We start from the raw sequence: 21,074 nt of genomic DNA, 5'->3' as shown, positions 1-21,074 counted from the left end.
TAAAGTTAAGGAACGAGATCCCAGATACAAGTGTCTGGGCACTGGGATGACAGGAGGGGGGATTGGAATGACACCAGTATGGTTATTAATTGAATAAATAACCTCCTTATTTTCAGAAATCATTGGCAAACAAATGTGATGCCATATGTTTTTTGGCTTAGATAAGAGGTGCCCAGTTAAGTCTTCCAGGTGGAGCCTATGCATCACAAGCACAATTACTCCTTTTTTTCTATCGTTGAGTCTCGTTACTAAAGTCTGATCGAACCAGTTTGTGGCACGTTTTCTAAATGTTTCACTCAAAGCTTGAGCAGGGTTAAGCGGATCATCCACAATAATAGAGTCACCACCTTCACCGGTTAATGTTCCTCCAACTGATGTTGCGATTCTGTATCCTCTCTGCACTGTTTGGAATTTATATTTAGTGTTCTGGTCTTTGGATAGTTCTACCTCTGGAAATAGTTCTTTATACCAATCAGATTGCATTATGCACCTGGTATCAAGCGAATGTTTTTCACTAAGCAACTTAGAATAACTTGCAACTATTATTCTTGCAGTTGGCTGATTTCCCAGTATCCATGCGGGCCACGCAACACTCATACATATGGACTTCATTGAACGCGGAGGCATATTGAATATTATGCGCCTTACTTCGCCAGCATTCGCTGCTTCCAGCCTGTCTGCTATGACTTTTATGTACTGATAATCATTATACTCACATCCCGGCACTACTGTTTGAAAGCACAGTTCAATGAATTTTAGAAAGTTCATGTTAGACCTCCTATAGTATCACCCAAGTAACCCCTATGGTGTTATCCAAGTGGCCGACACTGGTTCCTTTATGACGGCGTCATGCAAGTAGCTGACACTGGAATGACATCCTTTGATTTTTTATATGGTTATGCAAGAAATCTAGTGTAGATTTTTATTTATTTTATAAGATTGAAGTGTTACAGTAGCGAGCTTACAACACCACTGTTTTGTAAATTTAGTGAATAAAATTACTTCTTTAACTTTATTGAAGCGAAAAATTGATTTCCATTGCGGTAAATGAGCAACATTATTGAATCTTTACCGTTTTTCTTTACTGCTAAATCAACTTGTTTTTGAAAATCGTTAGTATTTTCTATATCAGTTCCATCCAATTGGATAATGATGTCCCCTTTTTTAATACCACGCAACGTGGCATTACTGTTACTATCTACATTAGTAACTATCACACCTTTTGTAGGATTACTTTCTTTTGATTCTTTTGGCAGGTTTGAAACAGTTAAACCAGTTATGTAATCGGATGTTGATTTGTTTTCTTCTTGATTATTACCTTGACCATCATTTGCAGATTCTTCAATCACAACCTTAATATTGACCTCTTTGCTCTTTCTAAGTAACTTAATTTGTACTTTTTTCTCAGGTCCAGCTCTTGAAACCATTTGAGGTAATTGTGTCATTCTATCGATTTTTTTACCGTCAAATTCTAATAATATATCACCTACTTTAATCCCACCTTTTTCTGCAGGACTATCCTTTACTATACTTGCAACCAATGCGCCTTTTATATCTTTTAAACCCAAGGACTCAGCAAATTCTTTCGTTATAGGCTGAACTTGCACACCAAGCCAACCATGTTTTATTTTTTTGCCACTTTTTAATGTGTCAATAATTGACATAGCTAAATTAGATGGTATGGCAAAACCTATACCCACGTTGCCGCCAGACTCAGATGGAGAATAGATAGCAGTATTAATACCTATAACTTTTCCATTTAAATCAAATAACGGTCCTCCAGAGTTACCCCTATTAATTGCAGCATCAGTTTGAATAAATTCATTCATAGTGCCAATACTAATGTCCCTGGACCTTGCAGATATAATTCCTGTGCTTACAGAGCCACCCAAACCAAATGGGTTACCTATTGCCATAACCGTATCACCAACCCTTGCTTTATCAGAATCACCAAATGCAACAGAAGAAAGATCTTTATCAGAATTAATCTTAAGCACAGCAAGATCAGTTCTTGCATCATAGCCTAAAACTTCTGCTTTGAAATAAGTATTATCGTTCATAGTAACTGTGATATCTTTGGCGTTTTTAATAACGTGATAATTGGTTACTATAGTTCCACCTTTATCTATAATAAACCCAGAACCAAGCAACACCACCTCTTTGTTAACACTAGGGCCCCTATCCATAAAAAACTGATCAAAATGCTCGAAAAACTCTCTAAAATCATCAAAAAAATTATTTCCTGGCATAGATGGAACTCTAGTTCTGCTGTTATTTTCTTGTTTGATGATTTGTTCGCTTGAAATATTTACAACCGCAGGAATGAGTTCTTCCACTAAATCGGCAAGTCCTTGATTACAGTTGCATGCAGTAGTGCTAGCATCAACGACCTTTTTTGCATTCCAATCAAACATATTAGCATACGAAGAAAACGCAATTAGAAAATATGCAAATATAGATAAAATAAATGCCTTACTTTTCATAAATTATTTCCATCCTTTATTTAAAATATCTAAAAAGTTATTGTTTGGTGAAAGTACAAATTTAGTATTATTTTCGGCAAATGATTTACTGTAAGCGCTCATAGAGCGATAAAAGTTAAAGAACTCTTCATCAACCTTAAATGCCTCATTATAAATTCTAGTTGCTTCAGCATAACCACGGCCCCTTATTTCGTACGATTCTTTTACTGCACTAGAGATAATTTCCCTTTTTAATTTATCAGCTTTTGATCTAACTTCCTGCCCAGCTTGCTCTCCTTCTGCTCTGATTTCTTTTGCTTCTTTTTCCCTTTCAGTTTGCATACGGCGAAATATTGCAGAACTATTTTCTTCTGGTAAATCTGCTCTCTTAATTCTTACGTCTATTATTTCTATGCCAAATTTTTCAGCTTCAGAATAAACTCCACGCTGAATCAATTGCATAACCTCTGATCTTTTTTCATTCAACAAGCTAATCAACGAAAATCTGCCTATATTTTCTCTTATGTGAGCTTCTATAACCGGATATAATCTTCTAACCAGACCTGATTCATTCCTCACAGCCTGGTAAAAAGTAACAGGATTTGTTATTTTATATTTTGCATACGCATCTACTATAATACGTTTTTGATCCGCTGTTATCACTTCCCTTGGGATCTTATCAGGACTTAAATCTAAAACTCTTTTATCAAGAAACTCTACACTATTTATGAATGGTAACTTAAAATATAAGCCACTTTCCCTAACATCCCTTACAACTTTACCCAGTTGTATAACTATTGCTTGCTTTGTTTCTTGCACAACAAATATTGAATTAGATAAAACAATCAATAAAACAACAAATACAGAAACAAAAACAATTTTAATATTACTACTCATGGTTATTTTCCTAAATTTGTAAGAGGTAAATAAGAAAACATACCTTTCAGATCATCAGTTACAACAACTTTGTCTACCTTACTGAAAATATTTTCCATAGTTTCAAGATAAATACGATTCTTAACGAGAGAAGGATTCTGTCTATATTCCTCATAAAGAGATAAAAAGCGATTTGCATTACCTTTTGCTTCATTTATTACTTCATTTTCATATGCTTGTGCATCTAATTTTATCTTTATCGCTTCACCCTTTGCTCGAGGTATAATATCATTATTATAAGCATATGCTTCGTTTATAGTACGCTCTTTGTCTGCACGAGCACTTTGTACATCTCTAAACGAACTGATTACTTTTTCTGGTGGATCAATTTTTTTCATTTGAACAGATAAAATCTCTATGCCCATTTGGTATCCATCAAGAATCTGCTGCAATAGAATTCTAGTATCTCTAGAAATTTCTGGTCTGCCTTGACCAAGTGCAAAAGAGATCGTGTTTTTACCTATTATTTCTCTCATGGCACTTTCAGCAGCATTTTTAACACTGAAACCAGGTTTGTAATCCCGCACTTTGAATAAATAGTCCTTAGCATCTCTAACGCGCCATTGAACCTCGAAGTTAACGTTGACTATATTTTCATCTCCAGTTAGCATCACGCCTTCACCGCGATCTGTATCTCGCCCATAAGAACTACTTACCCCAATTTCTTCACGATTTACTTCCTTAACGTTCACTTTAAAAACCTTGCCAATAGGGTAGGGGAAGTGATAACGCAAACCAGGTGTTTCTGTATTAGAATATTTACCAAAGGTAAGTTCTATACTTTCTTCACTAGGATGGACAATATAAAAGCCAGTGCAAGCATAGAACAGCAAAATAATGAAAATGATGAAATAAGGTTTTTTGCCCCTGTTTCTGGTTAATCCATTAAGAAAGAACCTTATATCAGATACAGCTTTACTTAAAATATCTTCATTATTAGGAGTTTTGTTCCCTACCGGTTTCTTTCCCAGATTCCAAGGATTATTATCATCAAACATAATGATTGATTCTATAATTAATACGCTAATATTACTTCTTTAATAAGAAAATGCAAACATAAATTGCTATTTTATTTACAAATTAATCATCAGGATGGAAAACATGATCGTACACTTCCTTTTCTCTATGTAATATGGTCGACTCTATGGAATTTTCTGGCTTTTTTTTGAATTCTTTGTTGTCACTCTTTAAGTGCACTACGTCTTTGTGAAAATGGGAATTATACCTAAATAGTAAAGCTATTATTATTAAAGTTATAACAGCCAAAAAGATGAGTGTTCTTTTTCTATACTTCATAAATGCTGCAGCTTCTTGACCTAATTTTCCACACTATCAAAAAACACGTCAAGCGAAATTATTTGAAGACAAATAAATACTGGCAATCAATTTAACACTAACTTAAGAATCAAGGAATACAATTACAATATATTTAATTAATAGTGAGGTTAAAAATGTTACCTAATAAAAAAAGTTTAAATTCTGTTGAAACTGAAATAGGCCTACAACAAGAAGGTAGTCTTGATTTGAATAAAACTATGCAAAATCTATCAAATTCAGATATTGCTAATGATCACAAGAAGCTAAAAGAAAGAATAACTGACCTGTTAAAAGGAGATACAGAATTCTCTAAGATGAAACAAGGAGATAAGATTCTTGTAGTAAGTACAGCAAGTGGGTTATTTACGGCAGTACTACCACTTTTGGCAGTTGGTGCAACACTTGCTATACCAGGTGCTATAGTTGGTCTTGCTTTATATTTCGCTGTAAAAGTTGCTGTAAAAGCAGTTCAATCTGGATATAAAGGGCTCAAGTGGTCAGCAGAAAAGACAGTTGATGGGGCGAAATATACTGCTGGGAAAGTTAAGGACGCATCAACATACGCTGCAGGAAAAATTAAAGATGGTGCTGTGCATGCTAAGGACTCAGTAAAAGAAGCTGTAAGTTCTGTGGGACAGGCAACAAGAGAGGGAACTAGTTCTGCATTAAGAGCAATGGGGGATGGCGTTCAAAAATTTGGGAGAAAGATGAGTAATAGTGGTGTGAGCATGTCTAGTTTAGACGGCATCCCATATTCAATAGGTAACGAAGGTCAAACTGTTGTTTTGAAAACAGAAGAAAAAACAAGGAATTTCAATAGTGTAAAGGAGATGTTTATTAAGGAAGTTCTTGAAGACAAAGCCGTGAATAACTCTGCTTTAACTAAGGAAATATTTTCTAAGCTGGGAGAAAAAATATTAGAGAAAGCTTATTCTGTTGATGGTCAACAAAGTGCCAAAAAGGACCAGTTGATCAACCGGTTGAAACAGCAAGTAGATTTTGTCAATAAATTAGACGCTAAGAAGTTGCAAAATTTATTATCTAAAGATAATAACAGTCTTTATGAAATTTTCTCTGAACATCATAATGAAATTAAGGAGATTATTAAAAAATGCAAAACAGAGCATAAACTTTCTAACTCTATAGAGAACCTTAATGAAGTAGCAGGAAAGTATGGTATCAGAAAAGGTTCAATGCAATCTTTTGAAAACAGCTCATCAAGAAGCAGTTCAATGAGTTCTCTAAATTCTGTAAGTACTGACAGTACTGCTAGCAGCGAAGCGGAATTGTTAAATCCTGCAAACCATAAAGGAGCTACTTCACTTTGGGATAAGGTTTCATCACCTTTCAAAAGTGGCAAAAAGTCAGGAAAAACTTCTGAAGTTGAATATCAATCTCTTGAATCAGGCGCGTCATCTAGACGAGTAGGGGAGAGCACTTTTTACGTTGCTCCACCGAAGCCACCAAGAAGCAATTCACTAAATTCTATAGGAACTGAAAGTACTGCTACTGTCTCTGATTCAGATTCTCAGAACTTTGCAACAGTCCGTAGAAGCAATTCATCTAGTAGCTTAACTCCTAAGCTTACTCCAGTTGCTCCACCAGAACTACCTAGAAGCGCCTCATTGACTAACTTAAATGGACAAAGTTCTTTCAGTGAAGATGTTCTCAGTGATCCTATTGTGGAGCAAAACCTGGATAGTTTGAGTAACAGAACTCTCACTCACAGTAATTCTACTGATAGTGGAATGGGTTCTGGTTCTTCTACGCTAACAAGAAAACAAGTTCTTCCTTTAAAAGAAGAATTTGACAGAGAACTCGAAGAAAAGTTGGCAAAACGACGCGCATCTCTAGATCAACCTAGTGCAGAACCTGTCAACTCAAGAGCTACAGCAACTCCAGGAACAGTGTAATAAGTAAAACTTCTACCTTCTCCAAAAGGATGTTACTCAATGAGTAACGTCCTTTTTTTGTTTTTAAACTATAGAAAAATCCTAGATCCCAGCGGTATGCGTACAACCGTATGAACATTGTGATTTCTCTGCTAGGAAAGGTGTCATCCGAGTAGCTGACACTGGGATGGCTTTGTTGCATAGCAACTGAAAAATCTGGTGGCTACTGACAAAATTCATTATAAAATAGCCATTTAACCTTGAAAGAAAAAATATGCCACAAAAAATGAGGGTCAGTAACCATAGCGAATATAACAAATTTCTAGAAAAAAGAGGAAATATTTTTCATTATATCAACGAAGCCATAGAAAAGTGGTACGAGAATGGTCCAAAAATACCAGGTGGCAACAATATTTATAGCGATAAAGTTGTAATTTTGGTGCACATAATAACTTGTTTATTTAGAATAGGCCTGAGGCAAACAGTTGGGTTTATAGCAGGATACCTTGAGCAAATTGGGAAAAATTTGCAAGTTATCAGCTATTCACAATCATCAAGAAGGTTTAAGAAACTCAATATTAAGATCAATGATTGCAGAATTGATAAAAATAATATGGAAGATATCGAAATTGCTATAGACAGTACAGGAATTAGTATATACAACAACACTCCTGGTCATAGCAAAGAAAATAGCGAAGATAGAAAGTATCGCAGCTATGAACAGACAAGAAAATTGCATGTAATGTTGAATACAAACAGCAAAAAAGCCATAGCTGTAAAATACAGTAACGGTGTCTACTCTGATCACTATGGAGCTTGTGATTTGCTAAAAGAAGTCGATTTTCAGTATGTCATAAAAGTACTATATGCAGATAGGGCATATGACAGAGAAAAGCTCTATAAGCTGTGTAATCAATATGGTATAAAAACGAAAATTCCTCCGAAAAACAACGCAGCAGAGCATCCAAAATTGGATTATATGCTTGATAGAAATGCCGCTATTCAGTTAATGAAATTACATGGTGAGAATGGTATAAAAAGATGGAAAGAAGAAGTAAATTACGGAAAAAGATCGTATATTGAAGGATTTTTCTCAAGGTTGAAGCGAATATTTGGGTTTAGTTTTAGGAGCAAATCTGAAATTAATCGTGAGAAGGAACTGCTACTCAAGTGTTATTTGCTTAACAAATTTACTGAAATAGGCATGGCTAAGTTTGAGATAGCTTCATGAATTTATTGTACGTTACCTACTATCCGAAGAGCGATGCAACAAAGCCCACTGGGATCCAGGAAAGTTTGCTTGTTTACAAGCAAACTAGCATAGAAAGTGGTTACAACGTTTTCAATGAGATTATATGGAAAACTGGATTCCAGTGTCAAGCACTGGAATGACATCACAGGGGCACTGGGATGACACCTTTACGTTTGAGGCAAACTAGCTATAACACTTAACATACTACCTTTGCAAACAAATGTTCATACAGTACGCGCTGGCGTTATTTTCTCTTGATGAATAAATCTCGGTAGAGTATAGTAGCAATGCATTTATGTAGATTCTAATGAATAATTTAGTTTTGATTTATACAACTTTTTCAAGTTTGAAGGAGGCTAAAACTGTTTCTGAAGAATTGTTAAACGAGAAATTAATTGTATGTGTAAATATATTTCCCGAAGTGCATTCTCTGTATTTATGGGAAGGTAAAATTAGTAATAGTTGTGAAGTAGTGGCAATTATGAAGAGCAGGAATGATCAAGTTGATAAAATTGTAGAAAAAATCGAAGCAATGCATTCTTATGATCAGCCAGCTATTGCTGTGATGCCCATAGAAAAAGCAAATAAATCTTTTACTAATTGGGCTAATAGTGTTATTGATGTAAGTAGTATTGGGGTGTAGCCAAGTGGTAAGGCAGCGGTTTTTGATACCGCCACGCGAAGGTTCGAATCCTTCCACCCCAGCCATATTGAAGTGGGTGTGGAATGATATCACTTTTCTATAAATTAAGATTATTGAATTATATATTAGGTAGTCTAAAAGATATAATTGTGAAACTGTTTCTCTTCACAATGTATCTTTACACATTCAGCATTGTGCTCATGTTTCTCAGCAATGGTTTTTGGTATGCTGTAGAATTTTGCTCTTTCAAAAATGCGTTTTACCGTTTGTTTCAATATTGCAAGTGGTATTATGAAAATAGGGAAGATCTCGGTTACGGAATTTCTATTCGAATATTAGTGGCGTTTCTTACTCCGCATTTTCTCTATAAATTATTACTTGGCACAGGCTGGAAGTCCTTTTTAAAGGAAAAGATAATACAGATACTCAACACAAGAAGAAAAAAGGGTAGTGAGTTCAGTAACACAAGTGGCAGTAGTTATAGTGATAAGAATAATTACAGCAATAACAGTGGTAACAATGAGCGTCAAGCTCAAGATGCAAAGCGAAAAGTAAACATGATAAAGCAGCTATTAATCAAAGATATAGAGGCAACTATAGATAGGAGATTGAATTATATTTTTTTCGGTAAAAGGAGTAAACCTCATTAAGTATATAAAAAGGCTTTATCTAGTAAGGCTTTTTAAGGTTGGCTGTATTTTATTTTTTACGTATACCGGATCACAATCAGCCAATATACATGTGTGCACAAAATCTTGACTAAAGTCTGACAACCAAGAAATTGCCTTACGTTTTTCTACCAAGCTTTCTGTTTTTTTACAGTTACTTGCTGCATCAGTCATCGCCTGCGCTATTACTGATTTCCACAGCAAATAATACCTTTGTATATCATCTGACGTACTATTTGTTTCATAGTGGTTAAAAAATTCTTTAAAATTGAAGTTGTTTGACATAATGATACCTCTTTGGATTAAAATTTGAATGATTTGAGTTTATGTTGCCACAGCAGATTCCGCTAACAAGCAGCGGGATAACGAATTACTTAACCGTCATTACACCGTCATACCGCGATTCATTCGCGGTATCTCGCTAACAAGCAGCGGACCGTCATACCGCCGCGGCGCTAACAAGCAGCGGGATGACGGTTGTCAGGCCAGCGCCCCTATGATGTCATTCAAGTAGCTGACACTGGTTCCTTTATGACGGCAGTGCCCCTATGGTGTCATCCCAGTGTCCCTATGATGTCATCCCAGTGCCCAGACACTGGGATGGCTTTGTTGCATAGCAACTGAAAAATCTGGTGGCTACTGACAAAATTCATTATAAAATAGCCATTTAACCTTGAAAGAAAAAATATGCCACAAAAAATGAGGGTCAGTAACCATAGCGAATATAACAAATTTCTAGAAAAAAGAGGAAATATTTTTCATTATATCAACGAAGCCATAGAAAAGTGGTACGAGAATGGTCCAAAAATACCAGGTGGCAACAATATTTATAGCGATAAAGTTGTAATTTTGGTGCACATAATAACTTGTTTATTTAGAATAGGCCTGAGGCAAACAGTTGGGTTTATAGCAGGATACCTTGAGCAAATTGGGAAAAATTTGCAAGTTATCAGCTATTCACAATCATCAAGAAGGTTTAAGAAACTCAATATTAAGATCAATGATTGCAGAATTGATAAAAATAATATGGAAGATATCGAAATTGCTATAGACAGTACAGGAATTAGTATATACAACAACACTCCTGGTCATAGCAAAGAAAATAGCGAAGATAGAAAGTATCGCAGCTATGAACAGACAAGAAAATTGCATGTAATGTTGAATACAAACAGCAAAAAAGCCATAGCTGTAAAATACAGTAACGGTGTCTACTCTGATCACTATGGAGCTTGTGATTTGCTAAAAGAAGTCGATTTTCAGTATGTCATAAAAGTACTATATGCAGATAGGGCATATGACAGAGAAAAGCTCTATAAGCTGTGTAATCAATATGGTATAAAAACGAAAATTCCTCCGAAAAACAACGCAGCAGAGCATCCAAAATTGGATTATATGCTTGATAGAAATGCCGCTATTCAGTTAATGAAATTACATGGTGAGAATGGTATAAAAAGATGGAAAGAAGAAGTAAATTACGGAAAAAGATCGTATATTGAAGGATTTTTCTCAAGGTTGAAGCGAATATTTGGGTTTAGTTTTAGGAGCAAATCTGAAATTAATCGTGAGAAGGAACTGCTACTCAAGTGTTATTTGCTTAACAAATTTACTGAAATAGGCATGGCTAAGTTTGAGATAGCTTCATGAATTTATTGTACGTTACCTACTATCCGAAGAGCGATGCAACAAAGCCCACTGGGATCCAGGAATTTTGATTGGACACTGGGTTGGTAAGCATAAAAGTGTTATGTAAAATACAACGTTCTTGATGGGATTGTGTGAAATGCTGGATTCCAGACTGGAATGACATCACAGGAGCACTGACCTCTCTTGGGCTCTTTTAGCCACAAACATTAAGAAATTTACCAAACGAAAAAAAAGGCAAAAGAAGCCCCGTGGTTATTATCCGCTTTAAAATATTGGCGTTTTTTATGTTTTAAACGCTTGACAAGCGAGATTCAGCCGCTTTTAATTGCAACTAACTTACGCTGCAAATGTTTAAGAAGTTTACTAAGCAGAAAAAAAGACAAAGAATCCCCGAGTTAGCTAGTCTTTTACTATCTCTGTCGAGTATTGGCATTTTTTGATGTCTTGTAACGCTTTATAAGCGCGTTCAGCTTATTTAGATAAAAATCTAGATGTAGATGAAGTTTTGTAAAGACATACAGTATCTATATACTGCAAAAAATTGAACATAAGACGCCGATACATTAAGTAATCCTTACCTTTTAATCTGCAGATTGGCGAAAGCAAATACAATAGCTTCAGTTTCATGATAAGGGGGCTGGCGAGGTTTGTCAAGGAAGTTTTTTCGTTTCTGCGGGCTACCTGGTTTTCCTACTGAAATTTTGAAAAATGTAATCTACTCCTATATTCAAATATATCAAGCAGTAATTCAAAATCAGCCATTGCGCCTTTTGCGTTATTATACGCGAGATTGAGCAGCTCTTTGTCCTGATATAAATCAGCAAATTTAAATTCCATACATCCTGATTGTTTTGTGCCTAAAATATCTCCACTGCCTCTTAGCATCATATCCCTTTCAGCAATGTAAAATCCATCTTGTGACTCACACATGATCTTTAACTTTGAAGATGAGCTTTTACTTAAATTATCGTATAATAATACACAAAAAGATGGCTTGTTTCCTCGCCCTACTCTGCCTCTTAACTGATGCAATTGTGATAACCCAAATTGCTCTGCATTTTCTATAATCATGATGGTTGCATCTGGCACATCTATACCAACTTCTATCACAGTGGTTGCAACAAGCAGAGAAAATTCATTCCTTTTGAAGGAAAACATAACTTGATCTTTCTGCTCCTGAGTCAATTTTCCGTGTATTATCCCGACTTTATCAAGAAATGTTTTTTGTAATTCCTGAAAACGCATCTCTGCTGCAGCAATATTGGTCTCTTCGTTTTCTTCTATATATGGACAAATCCAATATGCTTTTTCGCCCCTGTTTATAGCACCTTTTAGCTTTTCAATAACATCTGGCACCCTACTAATGTTCATAGTTACAGTTTTTATTGGCAATCTGGATTTTGGTTTTTCTTTCAAAATTGAACATTCAACATCACCATACATAGCTTGCTGCAAGGTTCTTGGAATGGGAGTTGCAGTAACGAAAAGTATATCGGCATTTTCTCCTTTTCCTACCAAGCGATTTCTCTGCATCACTCCAAATCGCTGTTGCTCGTCTATGACTGCAAGCCCTAAATTTTTAAATGTAACGTTAGCTTGAAATAGTGCATGAGTGCCAATCACTATATTTAAAACACCACTTGCAAGTTCGTTCATGATAATCTTTCTTTCCTTGCGCGAAGTTTTACCAGTAAGCAGCGCAACTTTTATATCGGTACAGGATAAAACTTCCTCAATCCAATTATAATGTTGCTCCGCCAAGATAGTAGTCGGTGCCATTAGAGCTGCCTGCATGTTGTTTTCTACCACATTTATCATCGCAAAAAGTGCAACTACGGTTTTGCCACTACCAACATCACCTTGCAGCAAGCTTATCATGCGATACTTGGATTTTTGTCTCTCTGAGATCTCATCTATTGCACGAGTTTGATCATTTGTTAATTGAAACGACAATTCATTTAAAACTTGCTCTTTGTATTTACTCAATATTATAAATTCTCTTCCCCTTTCTTTCACATGATTTTTTCTTGCAAGTTTCAGCGCTAGCTGATACGCAAACAATTCATCATAAGCAAGCCTTTTTCTACAAACCTCAGCTTCCGCCAATGAGCTTGGTCTGTGCAACTTTATGATGCTTTCCCTCCAACTTAACCATTTTTTTTGCTTGATTAATGTATCATCTATCCACTCTGGTAAATCAGGCAATTCCTTTAGATTAGAGCTTATTATGTTCCCAATGCGCTTATTGGTAATGCCACGGCATAATTGGTAAACTGGCTCTATGCAAGCTATTTCTTTAAATTGGTTGATGTCAAGCGACACGTAATCTGGATGAGTAATTTGCCAATGTTCAGCAAATTTTTCGAGTTTGCCACTGATGATCACATTCGCTCCAATTGGAAATAGTTTATATAAATACTTAACTGAGTAATTAAAAAAGACTATGAATATATACTGACTCTCACTTTCAACGACTATTTTATATGGTCTACCTCTAAAAGTGGGCGACTGATGTTCATAAACTTTTGCAATGAAAGTTGTAAATTCTCCAACTCGAGCATCAGATAGTAACTTGCTTCTATCCACATAACTAAGTGGCTTATAAAACAGCAGATCCACCACCTTGTCCCCACCACAAAGTTTAGGCAATATTGCGGAATGGAACTTAGGTATATTCTCCAGCCTGCTATTTAGAAAAATCTGATTGCTCATTGAGATTCATACATGTGTAAAACTGTTATAGAGCCTTTTTAAAATCTTGTCACCTTATGGTCAGGTATGCACTATAGCTAGCACAGCTCTCTAACGTCATACCGCGATTCATTCGCGGTATCTCAGCCGCTAACACGTAACGGAATGACGAATTTGTTGTTTTTAAAATCGTCGGTAAGCCTAAGTTACCCCTAACTATATTTGCTATCATAGGGCTTATAGTAGGTATTTTATTAACTTATTAATCATTTTTATGTGTTATTATACCATTAGCAGTCTATATCAAGGTATTAATGATGAACAGCTCTACACCAAAAGAAAAGGAAAACCCAGTAGTTACATTAAGAGCTCAAGCAGAAAAGTTTGGTTTTAGCAAGTTAAGAGCTGGTAAAGACAATGCTGAAGCGAATTCTGGTAATACAGCGTTCTTAGATTTTCAGAGAATGGATTTTGTTATTAACGGCAAAAGTATAAGTAGAGATTTGATTGCCGAGCTATACAAAGAACATGATAGTTTACTGCCAAAAAGTGAAGGTAAAAATGAAGACTACCGCCCATTTGCAAGAAAAGTTTTTAAGGAGATGTTCAAATACGCTAAGGCAGAAGTTCCAAGTGACTCTATCTTGGAAGAATTAGTTATCAATTGTAATCAAGCAGGATATGAAGCTGGTGTACATATAGAGTTTCAAGGTGCACTTAGCCAGCATTCATTCATAATAGAAAGCCCTGAAAAAGTGATAAGTATTGACTGTGTTAGCCAAAATAATGTGAGTGTTAAATCTGATATGACATTACCAATATTTTTCCAAAGGAGTGACGGTACATTCGGTGACAAGGTGTGTGATCTATCCAGCTCACTAGAATTCACGCTTAAGTCTCAAGATGATAAAAATGTAACATACACAAATGGTAACTTGTCACTTACTGTTCCTGAGAGACTGAAGGACTATAATATAGGTGATAAAAGCTTATTTGACATTATAAAAGAATACTTTCAGAAATTGTGCGAGAGGCTTGGATTTTTTAAAATAAAAATAGAGCATGGTTTAGGCGATCCACTAGAAGTAAGCGACCATCTGGAAAATATGGAACCCCCTATTCGTAGTAATGAGCACGGCCTGAATTAAAATATCTTGAGCTTGTTTGCACAATCAATCACTTCAGCATTTAGAAATTGTTTTTTAAACCAGGTATACTGACGTTTCGCGTAGTGTCTTGTGTTTGTTTGAGCAATTTGTATCGCTTCGTCTAAAGTAATCTCACCTTTCAAGTACTTTATAATTTCTGGCACTCCGTGTGCTTTCATAGCTGGCAAATGTGGGGCTAGGTTCATGCTAAGTAGCTTTTTTACTTCATCAATTGCTCCATTTTCAATCATTGTAATGAAACGAGAATTTATTTTTCGGTATACATCTTCACGTTTAGGCAGAATTGTATATATCTTAAAATTATTGAATAAAGGAGGCTGTCTATTCTCTTGCCATACAAAAATTGACTTGCCAGTTTCAGTGATAACTTCAAGTGCCCTTGAAAGGCGGTGCGAGTCATTCATGAACACTTTACCTTGAATCCTTGGATCTTTGCTTAGCGCTAATTTGTAAAACTCCTCTTTACTTAAATTTTTCCTGAGCTCACTTACGTTTTTTCTCACTTTCTGACTTATTTGTGGCATTGATGATAAGCCTTTGATTAAACTGCTGATGTAAAGCCCGCTTCCTCCAGTGATGATAGGTATTTGAGCATTTTCTAATGCGTGATTAACTTCTTTTTCTAAATCTTCTAACCATAGACCCACGGAATAATTTTCTTTTGCTGAAACATAACCATATAGTTTATAAAATACTTCTTGCTTTGGTGGTTGAGCAGTAATTATGGGAATTTCTTCATATACCTGCTTTGAATCACAATTTATTATACTAATATTTCCATATTTTTCTATCAGGTTATCGCATAATTCTGATTTACCTGAGGCCGTAATTCCTGTAATAATTACTATATTATTTTTCATTTATATTAATTTAATTAACATATGATAAAGTGTAGTAAAAGTTTGGATTCTACAATCTAAAGTTTGGAGATTTTTATGGCAGAAAACAACGACAATAATTCATTTACTAAGCGTTTCACAAACAGGACTCCTGGCGGTACAGGGGAAGGTTTTTCCAGTAAGTATTCGTCTCAAAACACCAAAGAACGGGCATTAGGGGAAAAAGGAAAAATTTCTGAATTAGCAGGCAAAAAAACCGAATCCAAGGAAGCTTTTTCTGAAAGTGGCGGCATAAAAAGTAAAAGCAGAACTGTCAATGAAAGATCTTTTGCTGATGCAACAAAAAGAAGTAGGTCAGATCTTATATACTTAGTCCGTGGTAAAGATCGTGGAAAATCAGCGTGGCATTATGTATTAGTTGATAAAGAGAAAAGAGAAATGTTTCTAGCAAAAAGCAGAACTGGCTCTATAGATGTTGCAGACTATGGAGAGATTTTGTATTCAGGATGGGGAGAGGATCCACCACAGGCAATAATTGATAAAGTCAATGAAGAGTTTGGGTTGTAGCAAATCTGCATAACAAATGGTAAGCTGCGTTGCATTACGTTTACAAAAACTAGCAGTTACTATATAAGATACAGTGCAACAAAACTGATCTAGTTGTTATGAATAAGTTTTTAGCTATATGGTATCTAAAATAATAAATGCAATACAGAACAATTTATTAGTGTGTTTTCCAACAGAAACAGTGTATGCTCTTGCTTGTAATGCACTAGATAATGAATCTATAGGAAAAATATATCAGATAAAGAAACGCTCTCAAAATAAACCACTGTCTATATTTGTTAGTGATATTTACAATTTGACAAAAATAGCAAAGGTAAAGGAAAGATATATTGATTTAATAAACCACTTTTCTCCTGGACCAATTACCTATATTTTACCACTTAAAAACAACAACATATTGCCAAACGAATTCTTTAAAGATAGTATAGGTATCAGAATTCCTGAGCATCCTATTGCAATTTCAATACTAAACAAACTGAAAGTTCCAATAGTTGCAACTAGTACAAATATTTCAGGAAAAGAAAGTGTATGTAAGGCAAACGACATACCACAATCCATTAAGCAACATTTATCTGTAGTGATTGAAGATGACGAACTAGTTTCTGGTATAGAATCTACTATTATTGACTTAACCGAAGATAAGATTAAGGTTTTAAGGGAAGGTGCAATTTCATTACAAACAGTAAACAACGCATTTTCAAACTAAAATCTATAGGAGAAAGAATGAAAAAAGTAATAGGCCACAACCAAGCCAAAAAAAAAATAATGAACAACTTATCTGTTCAGTCTTGGCTGATCTGTGGTAAAAAAGGTATAGGAAAAGCAACACTTGCAAAATCCTTCTCCAATTGGTTACTCATAAAAAACTATAATGAAGTAGCATTGGACTTACACATTGTTGAAGGTGATACTATCGGAATAGAAAAAGTCAGAGAAATGAAAAACTTTCTACACTTAAGTCCCATTCAATCAGAACACAAAATAGCTATAATAGATAGCTTAGAGGCAATGACTAATAACGCTAAAAACGCAATATTGAAAATATTAGAAGAGCCGCCAAAAAATTCTAAGATATTTATAATTAGCCATAAGCCATATGATATACAAACCACTATCTTGTGTAGGTGCTTTCAGCTAAATTTACTCCCATTAACTTATGATGAAACAAAGCAAGTTGCTTCATCTCAATGTAAATTTGATAATCAAACGTTTGACGAAATGATTACTTTATTTCCTGGAATGCCAGGAATGATAATAAATACAATAAGTAGTGATGCTTATGAAGCATACAAATGCTTTTATAAATTTCTTCATGATTTAAAGAATCCCAATATGATTAATAAAGTAATTAATAGCGAAATCGAACTAGAACTAGCATCATATATAATTCAGGCCTTCATTTTAGAAAGCATAAAGAGAGAGGTAAATGGTGTTGAAATTCTGCTAAGTCAGTGGAAAAAAATAGATGAACTTTTCGTTGTTGCTAAGCAACTTCACTTAGATAAAAAGCATGTTTTAGCTAATGTAGTTAATATCATGACATAAGTTTACGAAGTATAATACTTTTAACATAAATTCATGATAAAATTCTGTTAATTTAATACTCGAAGTATATAATTTGACTGATAATAAATTAACTGTATGGCAATCAATAGAAGTTTTGACGAAAGCCATATTGAACATGCAGAAAAAATTAAGCTTAATTAAGAATATAGCTTCAGATCAAGACGTAACCCTAGAAAAAGGAAAGGAGTTGTTAAGTGGCATTTATGAAGCAAATTTTAAGCTAAACAAGACAATCAATATAGCTACTTTGCCAAAAATTGGCTATCATATGCTAAATGGTGAGCTTGTTGTACGTAATCATATTACGGAAGAGGAAGTAAAGATTCCTGGAGATTTTCATTACCTTAAAGTCGTTAAATCCGATCATGATAATTATAAATTAACGTTTTGTAATTTTTTAGGTAATGAGTTTTTTGAATATAAAAAGTATGATCCACAATATTCTGGCGTTTCAGATGAATATAAATTTGTGGATTTTGGTAGTGTAAAAAAGACTCATAATCTAAAATTTAAGGAATATGTTGGTCATGCACCTAAGTTTTTTGCTGCAGAAGGTCCTATTGAGCCTGGATCTCAAAACCATGCAATTGATCTATTTAGGCTAGTCAAAGATGGTAAAGGTAGCAAAGTGGGAACCCTCGCTGATGAATTTGGTTATTTTGATGATCAAAATAAATTACATTATTATAATTATCACAAAAGTGCTGAAAGTAATATTTACAATCCTGAAAATTTCAGTATAAAAATGATAAATATAGATGTGAGCAAAATCGACAAATTCTACCTTATTGCGGAACAAGGTGATATAATCATTCATCCTATTTTGGAAAATTTAGACATATTTTAAAGTTTTTTAGAGTATCTAATCTTGTTGTTATTATAATTGGATTTGGTAGCATTGTGTTATGGAAGATAAATTGCTTGAATCAGTAAAAAACAAAAGTTATTTCAGTAAAGCAGTCGAATGGTACTGCCATAGGTATCTGTTTTGTGTAGCAGAAAGATCTTGGATGGCATTAATAGTATCGCTTCTCCTAGTATGCTTATGTTTATTAACATTAAACATATACCTGTTATTTCCTATTAAAAAAGATTTAAATTTTGTGAAGTATATGAACCACACAGAAGATGAGTTCTCTGCAATGCATAAGCTTAGTTTCAGTAAAAAGGAAGATGAATACACTTCCACAGCGAGGTACTTAATAAGTAAATACATTGAAATATACGAGTCCATTAAGATCGTTGAACCGAAGTACCAAGAAAATTTTATAAGAAACAATTCTATACATAAAATCTATCAATGCTTTCAGGAAAAAACGAATAATGAAGCTGGTAATTTGTCTTTATCTAAAAGAAAAATCGCCAACATAAATGTAATAACATTATCTATTGATCGATCGACCAAGGACTTAGTTACATTTGCTGGAAATGCTACTGTAGTTTTTACAACCGAGCAAAATAAGGAGGATACTGTGGAGATTAGCTTCACTTTGTCGAATATAAAAGCAACTCTGGCTGGTATAATACCATTTAAATTTATTGTTAATGGTTATAAATACAGATTTTAAAATATTACTTGGTAGCTAAAAAAAATAACCAAAGTGCACATAGCAGTAATAACTAGAGGTAAAACTAGAAGAATTGGTGTTTTTTTAATAAAGTAATTCTGAGAAGGTTTTAAGAAAAAGGCATTGTAAATTATCGGTAAAAAGTACAGAGCGTTGAGTATAGTACTAACAATTAACACTAGAGTTACAAACACAGAAAGTATTACATTGCCAGAGTTGAAAACAGCTTGAAAAATGAGAAATTTACCCCAAAAAGTCGGAGCAGGCGGCACCCCTATCATAGACAATGCACCTATAGCAAATGCTGTCATGCTAATTGGCATACTGCGTCCTATACCGTAAATCTTATCTATATATTTCTCACCTGCTCTCGTTATTATTGCTCCGGCAACGAAAAACAAAGTGATTTTTGCAAATGCGTGGCAAACTAATTGAAAAATTGCAACCCTCATGCTGAGATCACTAAAAATTGAAGCGAATAATATAATATACGACAATTGAGAGATGGTAGAGTAAGCAAGCAACTTCTTTAATTCTTTTTGCTTTAGTGCAATCAATGATGCAGTAATAATAGTAAATCCAGCAGCGTACGGAAGCCACCCTCCAGCAAACCAATTTTGCTGCACAAAACGTTGCATATTATCGACGCCGAAAGTGTATAATATAACTTTTATGATGATGAAAACTCCGGATTTCACAACAGCAACAGCATGCAGTAGTGCACTCACAGGAGTTGGTGCAACCATTGCTTTTGGTAACCAAAAATGCATTGGCATTAATGCAGCTTTTCCTATTCCGTAAATTAGCATAGCAAAACACACTGCAATAAAAGTGATGAGTGAAGTATCAAATTTGAATATTCCACCACTTATAAAGTCTAAAGTATGAAATTCATTATATAAAAGGCCTATTGCAGGAAAAAACAATACCAAAGAAGAGAAAAATAGCACGCCAAAGTAATAGCGTCCTGCAATCATTGATTCATTTGTTGAGTTGTAAGTAACCAGAGGGTATGTACTAATAGTTAGAAGCTCATAAAAGACAAATGTAGTGAGCAAATCTCCAGAAAAAGCAATAAACATTGCACAGCTAATCGATATTGAAAAAAAGCATAGAAAACTTGAGTGATTGCTATCAGCATAGTTATTCTGCATATAACATATTGCATATACACTGGTTAGTATCCATAAAAACGATATCAATAAACTGAATATTACTCCGGTAGACTCTAGCTTTAAACTAATGTGCAAATTATTACCAAAATCCATGAGGATAAATTGAGAATGATCACCGTACACCCAATATAAAGTGCACAGACACGTATACGCAAATAGAAGTACAGAAGAAGTGACAGTGATACTATTGTTCACTCTGGGCCATTTACCAGTAAAAAAAATAACTAACGCACTTAAAAGTGGAATCAACGCAGTAATTAATAAATAATTCTCGGTAATTGAAAATGGTAAGGAAAGAGACGTTAAAACACAGTCCATTAAATAATTCATCTTTTTGTTTAGGTAAAGCTAGAATTATACTAAAATCATAGAAAAACCGCTATGTTTTTTTAGTTGTTTGTGTATGCTATAGCTATACTGCGATTCATTCCACAACTGTACGAACATTTGTTTTTGTTAAACACAACAAAGATGTCATCCCAGTGCCCTGACTACTTGGATCCAGGAAAGTTTGCTTGCTCACAAGCAAACTAGCATAGAAAAACGTTTTCGATGAGATTGCAGAAAGCCAGTGTCTGGGCACTGGGATGACAAAGGAGGACAGTGTCAAGCACTGACCATTTGCTGTGCAGTTTACCTTTAAAAATGAATGTTCATACAGTAAGCCATAGGATGACAAAAGAGT

Annotated in this window: 21 protein-coding genes, 1 tRNA gene and 1 pseudogene; 13 read left to right on the top strand and 10 right to left on the bottom strand. The window is 34.7% G+C overall.

The annotated features are described in order from the left end of the window. Window positions 1-39: 39 nt before the first annotated feature. From OPR21_RS01485 to OPR21_RS01465, 5 genes and pseudogenes are all read right to left on the bottom strand, one after another. Window positions 40-768: pseudogene (locus tag OPR21_RS01485) on the bottom strand (hypothetical protein); the annotation flags it as partial. Window positions 769-998: 230 nt separating this feature from the next. Continuing rightward, window positions 999-2,483: a DegQ family serine endoprotease gene (locus tag OPR21_RS01480; RefSeq protein ID WP_265030054.1), complete on the bottom strand. Its 1,485-nt coding sequence runs from the start codon at window positions 2,481-2,483 to the stop codon at window positions 999-1,001. A gap of 3 nt (window positions 2,484-2,486) precedes the next feature. Beyond that, complete coding sequence (hflC, locus tag OPR21_RS01475) at window positions 2,487-3,359, bottom strand: protease modulator HflC (RefSeq protein ID WP_012673275.1); 873 nt, start codon at window positions 3,357-3,359, stop codon at window positions 2,487-2,489. A 2-nt stretch (window positions 3,360-3,361) separates the two neighbouring features. Then, complete coding sequence (gene hflK / locus OPR21_RS01470; protein ID WP_006279849.1) at window positions 3,362-4,396, bottom strand: FtsH protease activity modulator HflK; 1,035 nt, start codon at window positions 4,394-4,396, stop codon at window positions 3,362-3,364. A gap of 82 nt (window positions 4,397-4,478) precedes the next feature. After that, window positions 4,479-4,694 (bottom strand): hypothetical protein, encoded by a 216-nt coding sequence (locus tag OPR21_RS01465; RefSeq protein WP_006279848.1) that lies wholly within the window; start codon window positions 4,692-4,694, stop codon window positions 4,479-4,481. A gap of 155 nt (window positions 4,695-4,849) precedes the next feature. Here OPR21_RS01465 and OPR21_RS01460 point away from each other — a divergent pair, with 155 nt between their 5' ends. From OPR21_RS01460 to OPR21_RS01435, 6 genes are all read left to right on the top strand, one after another. Further along, window positions 4,850-6,628 carry an actin-bundling T4SS effector WalE1 family protein gene (locus OPR21_RS01460; protein WP_320157059.1) on the top strand — a complete coding sequence of 593 codons (1,779 nt, stop codon included), beginning with the start codon at window positions 4,850-4,852 and terminating at the stop codon, window positions 6,626-6,628. A 253-nt stretch (window positions 6,629-6,881) separates the two neighbouring features. Then, window positions 6,882-7,838 carry an IS5 family transposase gene (locus OPR21_RS01455; protein ID WP_265029812.1) on the top strand — a complete coding sequence of 319 codons (957 nt, stop codon included), beginning with the start codon at window positions 6,882-6,884 and terminating at the stop codon, window positions 7,836-7,838. Continuing rightward, the gene (locus tag OPR21_RS01450; RefSeq protein ID WP_265030053.1) at window positions 7,835-7,999 is read left to right on the top strand and encodes a hypothetical protein; all 165 of its coding nucleotides are present in this window, start codon (window positions 7,835-7,837) and stop codon (window positions 7,997-7,999) included. Before OPR21_RS01455 ends, OPR21_RS01450 begins: the two co-directional genes overlap by 4 nt. 167 nt (window positions 8,000-8,166) lie before the next feature. Next, a complete protein-coding gene (gene cutA / locus OPR21_RS01445) occupies window positions 8,167-8,502 on the top strand; it encodes a divalent-cation tolerance protein CutA (protein ID WP_320157058.1) in 336 nt (111 codons plus the stop codon). Next, a tRNA-Gln gene (locus OPR21_RS01440) sits at window positions 8,493-8,567 on the top strand. Before cutA ends, OPR21_RS01440 begins: the two co-directional genes overlap by 10 nt. 135 nt (window positions 8,568-8,702) lie before the next feature. Continuing rightward, a complete protein-coding gene (locus OPR21_RS01435) occupies window positions 8,703-9,152 on the top strand; it encodes a hypothetical protein (protein ID WP_231115844.1) in 450 nt (149 codons plus the stop codon). Between the two features lie 15 nt (window positions 9,153-9,167). Here OPR21_RS01435 and OPR21_RS01430 read toward each other — a convergent pair whose 3' ends face one another. Continuing rightward, window positions 9,168-9,455, bottom strand: coding sequence for a hypothetical protein (locus OPR21_RS01430; protein WP_213863045.1), 288 nt, complete (start codon window positions 9,453-9,455; stop codon window positions 9,168-9,170). 402 nt (window positions 9,456-9,857) lie between these two features. Here OPR21_RS01430 and OPR21_RS01425 point away from each other — a divergent pair, with 402 nt between their 5' ends. Next, window positions 9,858-10,814 (top strand): IS5 family transposase, encoded by a 957-nt coding sequence (locus OPR21_RS01425; RefSeq protein WP_265029812.1) that lies wholly within the window; start codon window positions 9,858-9,860, stop codon window positions 10,812-10,814. 690 nt (window positions 10,815-11,504) lie between these two features. Here OPR21_RS01425 and recG read toward each other — a convergent pair. Next, window positions 11,505-13,526, bottom strand: coding sequence for an ATP-dependent DNA helicase RecG (gene recG / locus OPR21_RS01420; RefSeq protein ID WP_209472617.1), 2,022 nt, complete (start codon window positions 13,524-13,526; stop codon window positions 11,505-11,507). A 296-nt stretch (window positions 13,527-13,822) separates the two neighbouring features. On the opposite strand from recG, the gene OPR21_RS01415 reads away from it, so the two are divergent. Continuing rightward, the gene (locus tag OPR21_RS01415; RefSeq protein ID WP_236515191.1) at window positions 13,823-14,653 is read left to right on the top strand and encodes a hypothetical protein; all 831 of its coding nucleotides are present in this window, start codon (window positions 13,823-13,825) and stop codon (window positions 14,651-14,653) included. Here the strand turns inward: OPR21_RS01415 and miaA are convergent. Beyond that, window positions 14,650-15,534, bottom strand: a complete 885-nt coding sequence (gene miaA, locus OPR21_RS01410) for a tRNA (adenosine(37)-N6)-dimethylallyltransferase MiaA (RefSeq protein WP_006280293.1) — start codon at window positions 15,532-15,534, stop codon at window positions 14,650-14,652. The two genes, OPR21_RS01415 and miaA, sit on opposite strands and share 4 nt — an antisense overlap. 75 nt (window positions 15,535-15,609) lie before the next feature. On the opposite strand from miaA, the gene OPR21_RS01405 reads away from it, so the two are divergent. From OPR21_RS01405 to OPR21_RS01385, 5 genes are all read left to right on the top strand, one after another. Beyond that, window positions 15,610-16,080 carry a hypothetical protein gene (locus OPR21_RS01405; RefSeq protein ID WP_010082479.1) on the top strand — a complete coding sequence of 157 codons (471 nt, stop codon included), beginning with the start codon at window positions 15,610-15,612 and terminating at the stop codon, window positions 16,078-16,080. Window positions 16,081-16,198: 118 nt separating this feature from the next. After that, window positions 16,199-16,786 carry an L-threonylcarbamoyladenylate synthase gene (locus OPR21_RS01400; RefSeq protein WP_006280292.1) on the top strand — a complete coding sequence of 196 codons (588 nt, stop codon included), beginning with the start codon at window positions 16,199-16,201 and terminating at the stop codon, window positions 16,784-16,786. A 17-nt stretch (window positions 16,787-16,803) separates the two neighbouring features. Beyond that, on the top strand, window positions 16,804-17,625 hold the full coding sequence (locus OPR21_RS01395; RefSeq protein WP_077188393.1) for an AAA family ATPase: 822 nt from the start codon (window positions 16,804-16,806) through the stop codon (window positions 17,623-17,625). A gap of 73 nt (window positions 17,626-17,698) precedes the next feature. Then, complete coding sequence (locus tag OPR21_RS01390; protein WP_236514295.1) at window positions 17,699-18,493, top strand: hypothetical protein; 795 nt, start codon at window positions 17,699-17,701, stop codon at window positions 18,491-18,493. A 58-nt stretch (window positions 18,494-18,551) separates the two neighbouring features. Then, on the top strand, window positions 18,552-19,214 hold the full coding sequence (locus OPR21_RS01385) for a conjugal transfer protein TraJ (protein ID WP_236514296.1): 663 nt from the start codon (window positions 18,552-18,554) through the stop codon (window positions 19,212-19,214). Here the strand turns inward: OPR21_RS01385 and OPR21_RS01380 are convergent. Then, complete coding sequence (locus tag OPR21_RS01380) at window positions 19,211-20,707, bottom strand: proton-conducting transporter transmembrane domain-containing protein (protein ID WP_265030292.1); 1,497 nt, start codon at window positions 20,705-20,707, stop codon at window positions 19,211-19,213. The two genes, OPR21_RS01385 and OPR21_RS01380, sit on opposite strands and share 4 nt — an antisense overlap. A 106-nt stretch (window positions 20,708-20,813) precedes the next feature. After that, window positions 20,814-21,068, bottom strand: a complete 255-nt coding sequence (locus OPR21_RS01375) for a hypothetical protein (RefSeq protein ID WP_265030051.1) — start codon at window positions 21,066-21,068, stop codon at window positions 20,814-20,816. Window positions 21,069-21,074 lie beyond the last annotated feature (6 nt).

The sequence above is a fragment of the Wolbachia endosymbiont (group A) of Philonthus cognatus genome (genome assembly GCF_947251755.1).
GTDB lineage: Bacteria > Pseudomonadota > Alphaproteobacteria > Rickettsiales > Anaplasmataceae > Wolbachia > Wolbachia pipientis.
This window is presented reverse-complemented; position numbering and strand designations above follow the sequence as displayed.